Source organism: Alcanivorax sp. 1008, assembly GCF_020667895.1.
In the GTDB taxonomy this organism is placed as follows: Bacteria; Pseudomonadota; Gammaproteobacteria; order Pseudomonadales; family Alcanivoracaceae; genus PGZG01.
The window spans coordinates 1-4,913 of the sequence record NZ_JAFMPS010000050.1; the positions used below are offsets into that span (position 1 = coordinate 1).

The following is a 4,913-nucleotide window of genomic DNA, read 5'->3' on the forward strand; positions in this document are numbered from 1 at the left end:
ATCGTACCAATATGATATCCGGCAGCAGTCGAGCGTTCGCTCAGGAACCGGAAGTTCCGATAACAACAACAAGGAAATCGATGATGCGCCGCACCCGCTTGTACCCTGCCCTGCTGCTCGCCTGCCTTGCCCTGCTGGTCCAACCGGCCAGCGCCCTGGCCAGCGATGCGTATACCTATGCGCCCAGCTTCCAGCTGCGCAGCGATCTGGAATGCTGGCCGTCCATGCCGGGCAACGGCGAGAACTCCGGCGAGTGCCGCTCCAGAGCCGCGTTTGAAGCCAACCCGCCGCCGATGTTCTGGGAGGAGCACGTCATTACCCATAACGGCGTCACCGCCAAGTTGATTACCTACTGGGTCTACTACGGCAACCAGAATAACTGCAGCACCTTTGGCGGTGGCCATGTCGACGACTGGGAGCGGATCACCGTGCATCTGCAGGACGGCAACCTGCGTCACGTCAGTTACAACCAGCACAACGGTCGCTACACCCTGGACGCCGCTGACGTGCCGCTGAAAGACGGCCGCCACCCAGTTGTCTACGTCGGCAAGTATTCCCACGGCGGCTACCATGATCAGCGCGCCCGCTGCACGCTTGACGGGCTGTGCTACACCGATGGCAACTACTGCTTCTACTGGAAAGATCCGCGCGGCCCGGGTGTGGAATGGACCCCGTCGCTGCTGCCACTGACGGAGCTGAGCCCCGCCGCGGTGTTCCCCGGTTCCACCAATCCGCGCCAGAGAACCCGGCCCGAGTACGATACCGTGTGCCGCGCCGACGGCGGTCAGGATGTGATTTTCGGCATCGGTCTGGAAAACACCTGCGAGCGCAACCCGGCCAATCTGAAAGATCCGGCCCTGACCCTGAAACAGATGGCGGTAAACGATCTGGTCAGCACGCCGCTGTCGGTGACGCCAGCCTACGGCGGCAACGGCGGCAGTGCCTTTGATGATCGCCAGCATATTCCGCTCGACGGCATCGCCTATCTGAAGCGCATCACGCTGCGCACCGGCTCGCGCGTTGATCAGCTGCAACTGCAGCTGGTGTCGGGCAGCGGCAATACCCTGACCTTCAGCCACGGCGGCAACGGCGGCAACCTGCGCAGCCTTGAGCTGGCGCCAGGCGAGGTGATCAAGCAGGCGGAAGTACACATCGGCCGGAAAAATCGCTCGGACCGGGTGTTCTATCTGAAGCTCACCACCAGCACCGGCCGCACGCTGGCCGGTGGCAGCCAGACCAGCAAACGCTTCGTGATTACCGCACCCGCCGGCCAGCAGCTGGTGGCCAGTTATGGCCGCGCCGGCAGCGAACTGGATCGGATCGGCTTTGTCATGATGCCGGAGTGAGGTAGCCGCCGGGGCTCGCGTGGGAGCAATCCCGCGCCACCCTGGGCACGCCTCTCCGTGCGGAGAAAAATAACCGAACCAGAGCAAATTATTCCGCCTTTGTGGCTTGCTCTGTTAACTGGTTCTGATGTTTTGAAGCCGCTTTGAGGACGCGATCATAAACCCGCTTCTTCTCTGCAAGGCGTTATACCGAGGTAATTGGCGGCCAATGACACCGCACCGATCAACCGGTTTTCTTCCGGAACGCCCTGATCTAATATTCCGTTCGCACCGACTGTATAACTACTCTGCCAAGACCCTTTTTTTATTTCAGGGATGAATGCTCCGCATGACTCGATACAGCTGCTTGCCGGCCTGGTTAGCGCTCTTCGTTCTGCTCGCCAGTTGCGGCGGCGGCTCAAGCCACAGTCAGGAACCCTTCATTCCGACCCGGATTGAGTTGCACCACAACTACGACCTGCCCTGACCCCTACAACTCTGAAACTGGAGAAACTACTGATGATGAAATACCTACTCGCCCTTGTTCTGCTTCTGCAAGGCTGCTCCACCACACCAAGGGCGCCTTTCGATTACAACGAAGTCAAACGTGTGGGCGTTGTATCCATCATGGGGGACACCGCAGGCTATTACCGCCTGGGGATGACGGTTTTCGGCAATAACAGAGGCGAGTTCAAAGTCGCTGACGCCAACCTTGATGCGCTATATCAGGAAAATATTGAACGCGCGCTGGCAGCAATGGAGCGCTATGAGGTAGTCCACCTTGAGTACGATCCTGCAGCACTTATCGCAAGAGAGGAAGAAGAGGTAAAACGATCCTTTGGCGACGCCCTCTGGCAGAGAGCGCACTGGAAACTGGCAGATCACCTAAAGGAAATGGCTGGCCAGCATCAACTGGACGCCATTCTTGTGCTTGCCCCCGGCAGAGCCTATACCGGCACCAACGTCTCCCCAGAGGGAATATCCGTATACTTTGGAGGCCTTGCCGGCAACGTAAGCTGGTGCCACATTGGCGCCTATTCCAACCTGTCTCTGGTGAATGGAAAGGATGGATTTGTGGTGCAAGCCCGCAGCGTAAAAAAGGAAACATCTTTTCTGGAAGGCTCGAATGATTTTCTGGCCGGCGAGCCTAAAGTCACCCGCAAGTTCGATGCCCACACCTGCGAAATTGGCGAGTCAGGCCCAACTGGCGCCCAGCAGGAGGACTTCCACAATACTTTCAAAACGGTGATTACTCCGCGGCATCTGAGCAATACGCTGGAAAAACTGATGAAAAAGCAGGAGATTCAACGTCTTACCCGCCCGTAGATAAAGCCACAGAGGGCTAAATAGAGCACCTAGCCGACGAATGGCCTTGCCAAAAGCCAACTATTTGGGGTTTATTACCCCACATGCGGAGAATCTCATGAACGGCAAAGACCTGACCCCATTCGTTGACATGCTCAGGCCTCAGCTGCGGCTGTTGCTGGAGAACGGTGTCAGCTATCAGGAGCTTGTCGCCCTGCTCAAGCATGAGTACGTATGCGTGGCGGCGGACCACTTCGGCAAGGATGGTCGGCCCACCAATGTCTCGCGCATCAGCTTGCTGACCGGTCTTGATCGCAAGGAAATCAAACGCCAACTGGATCATCGCGCCGACGAGAGCGACCAGCCCGCGGTGGAGCGTACCGACCGGATCACCCGGGTGCTGTCCGGCTGGCACCGCGATTCCCGCTTCTCGGACGGGCAAGGCAATGCCCATCCGTTAAGCAGCGCCGCTGCCGGAGATTTCTGGCTGCTACTCAAGGAATACGCCGGCGATGTACCCCACACCGCCTTCCTGAAGGAATTGCTGCGCCTGAATGCTGTCACACAGGACGGCGATATGATCACCGCTCGTGCGCGCACCTTTATTCCCCCCGGCAACGATCCGATCGCCACTCGCCGGGCTACCGAAGTCATTCATGACCTGGGTTCGACCCTGAATCACAACCTTTACCCTCGCGATAGCAAGCAGGCCAAACGATTTGAACGTCGTGTTGTGGTCGAGGGCGCGGACGCCGCGACGGCCCAACGTTTTAACACTCTGCTGGCAGATCAGGGCCAGCAGTTCCTGGAAAAGCTGGACGACTGGCTGAACCAACAATTGGAACAAAGCGCCCGCGACGAGGACAGCACGCAACACTGCCGTCTCGGTTTGGGCATGTATCTGATTGAAGATTACGGAGATAAAAAATGAAAACTTTTCCTCGCTGGATGCAGTGTCTGACCGCCGCGAGCGTGATGACACTGGCCGCCTGTGGTGGCGGCAGCCAGACTGCGGGCATTGATGGCAGTGGCGCACCGTCGCCAGGCGTCTCCGCAGGCCCGATCAATGCGTTCGGCAGCATCTTGCAAAATGGCCGGCGCTATATTGTTGACGGCAACACGCAGATACGAATCGACGACAACCCGAGCACCTCTGACTTGCTTGAGGTGGGCGAATTTGTCGTTATCACATCATCCAGCGTTGACGGGAACGGCAATCCGATTGCTGACACTGTCACCCAGGAAACCCTGCTCAAGGCCAGCATCACCAGTATTGATGCCATAAACCAACGCTTCAATGCGCTGGGACAGACTGTGCAGGTTCGTGCAAACACGGTGGTAGATACACGCTTCACTTCTGCCACTGTCGGCACTGACTTCGATCGACTTGAAGTCGGAGATGGCGTGGAGGTCAGTGGCTACATTGCTGCCGATGGCGTGATCATCGCCACCTACGTCGGCTATGAAGATAATGTCAGTGAGCCCCGGGTTATTGGCAAGGTATCCAACCTGAACAGCGGAAACCTTACCTTTGAGATTAATGGACTGGTGGTCGACTACAACACTGCAAGCCTCTCCTCTCTGCCAAATGACATGCTCGCCAATGGTATCGCGGTGCGTGTTCGCGGCAGCCTGAACGGAGACATTCTGGAAGCAGACGAAGTGAAGGGCTTCAGCAGTGGTTTCGATGATCTGGAGGATGGCTCCGAAGCTGAACTCAAGGGCGTCATCACTGAGGTCAGCTCCAGCAGCCAGATTGCAGTGAGCGGTATTCCCGTATCCATCAAGGCCGGTGCCGAGTTCAGTGGTGGCGATGCCGGGCAACTGATTGTCGGAGCTATTGTTGAGGTCGAGGGCATCTGGTCAGCAGGCGGCATTCTGGCGGATGAAGTCGAGTTCGAACAGGAAGATAACGTACGGATCGACGGTCAGATCTCGGCCATTAGCCCAACTAACCTGCCGCTCAACGAAGGAACCATTAGTGCACTGGGCCTGACTCTGGTCTCCAATACCAGCACCAGCTATGAAGATAACAGCGAAGCTGACGAAGAGTTCTTCGGACTGGACGATCTGGCAGTGGATGACTACGTTGAGCTGCGCGGGTTTATAAGTGGTGACACTCTAGTGCTTACCGAGGTTGTTCGTGAGGATATCGACCTGCCGCTGGTAGTGGCCCTGCGCGGTCCAGTCACAGGCACTACACCTAATACCTCTTTGACCATACTCGGTGTGCCGGTGGATGTTTCTTCCAGTGATTTTGAGGACGACGCCAGCGCTTTCTTC

5 protein-coding genes are annotated in these 4,913 nt (G+C 57.4%); all 5 read left to right on the plus strand.

Annotated elements, in window-relative coordinates:
• Positions 1 to 1,346, plus strand: a 1,346-nt coding sequence (locus J1C54_RS16040) for a jacalin-like lectin (RefSeq protein ID WP_229149915.1), incomplete at its 5' end; no start/stop codon positions are given.
• Positions 1,347 to 1,674: 328 nt separating this feature from the next.
• Complete coding sequence (locus J1C54_RS16045) at positions 1,675 to 1,812, plus strand: hypothetical protein (RefSeq protein WP_229149916.1); 138 nt, start codon at positions 1,675 to 1,677, stop codon at positions 1,810 to 1,812.
• 32 nt (positions 1,813 to 1,844) lie between these two features.
• On the plus strand, positions 1,845 to 2,651 hold the full coding sequence (locus tag J1C54_RS16050) for a hypothetical protein (RefSeq protein WP_229149917.1): 807 nt from the start codon (positions 1,845 to 1,847) through the stop codon (positions 2,649 to 2,651).
• Between the two features lie 97 nt (positions 2,652 to 2,748).
• A complete protein-coding gene (locus J1C54_RS16055; RefSeq protein WP_229149918.1) occupies positions 2,749 to 3,561 on the plus strand; it encodes a DUF6502 family protein in 813 nt (270 codons plus the stop codon).
• Positions 3,558 to 4,913: DUF5666 domain-containing protein (locus tag J1C54_RS16060; RefSeq protein WP_229149919.1), on the plus strand; the 1,356-nt coding region annotated here is incomplete at its 3' end. The genes J1C54_RS16055 and J1C54_RS16060, both read left to right, overlap by 4 nt.

Coding starts and splice junctions, on each gene's coding strand:
- J1C54_RS16045 (WP_229149916.1), top strand. CDS start 1,675: ATGACTCGATACAGCTGCTTGCCGGCCTGGTTAGCGCTCTTCGTTCTG.
- J1C54_RS16055 (WP_229149918.1), top strand. CDS start 2,749: ATGAACGGCAAAGACCTGACCCCATTCGTTGACATGCTCAGGCCTCAG.
- J1C54_RS16050 (WP_229149917.1), top strand. CDS start 1,845: ATGATGAAATACCTACTCGCCCTTGTTCTGCTTCTGCAAGGCTGCTCC.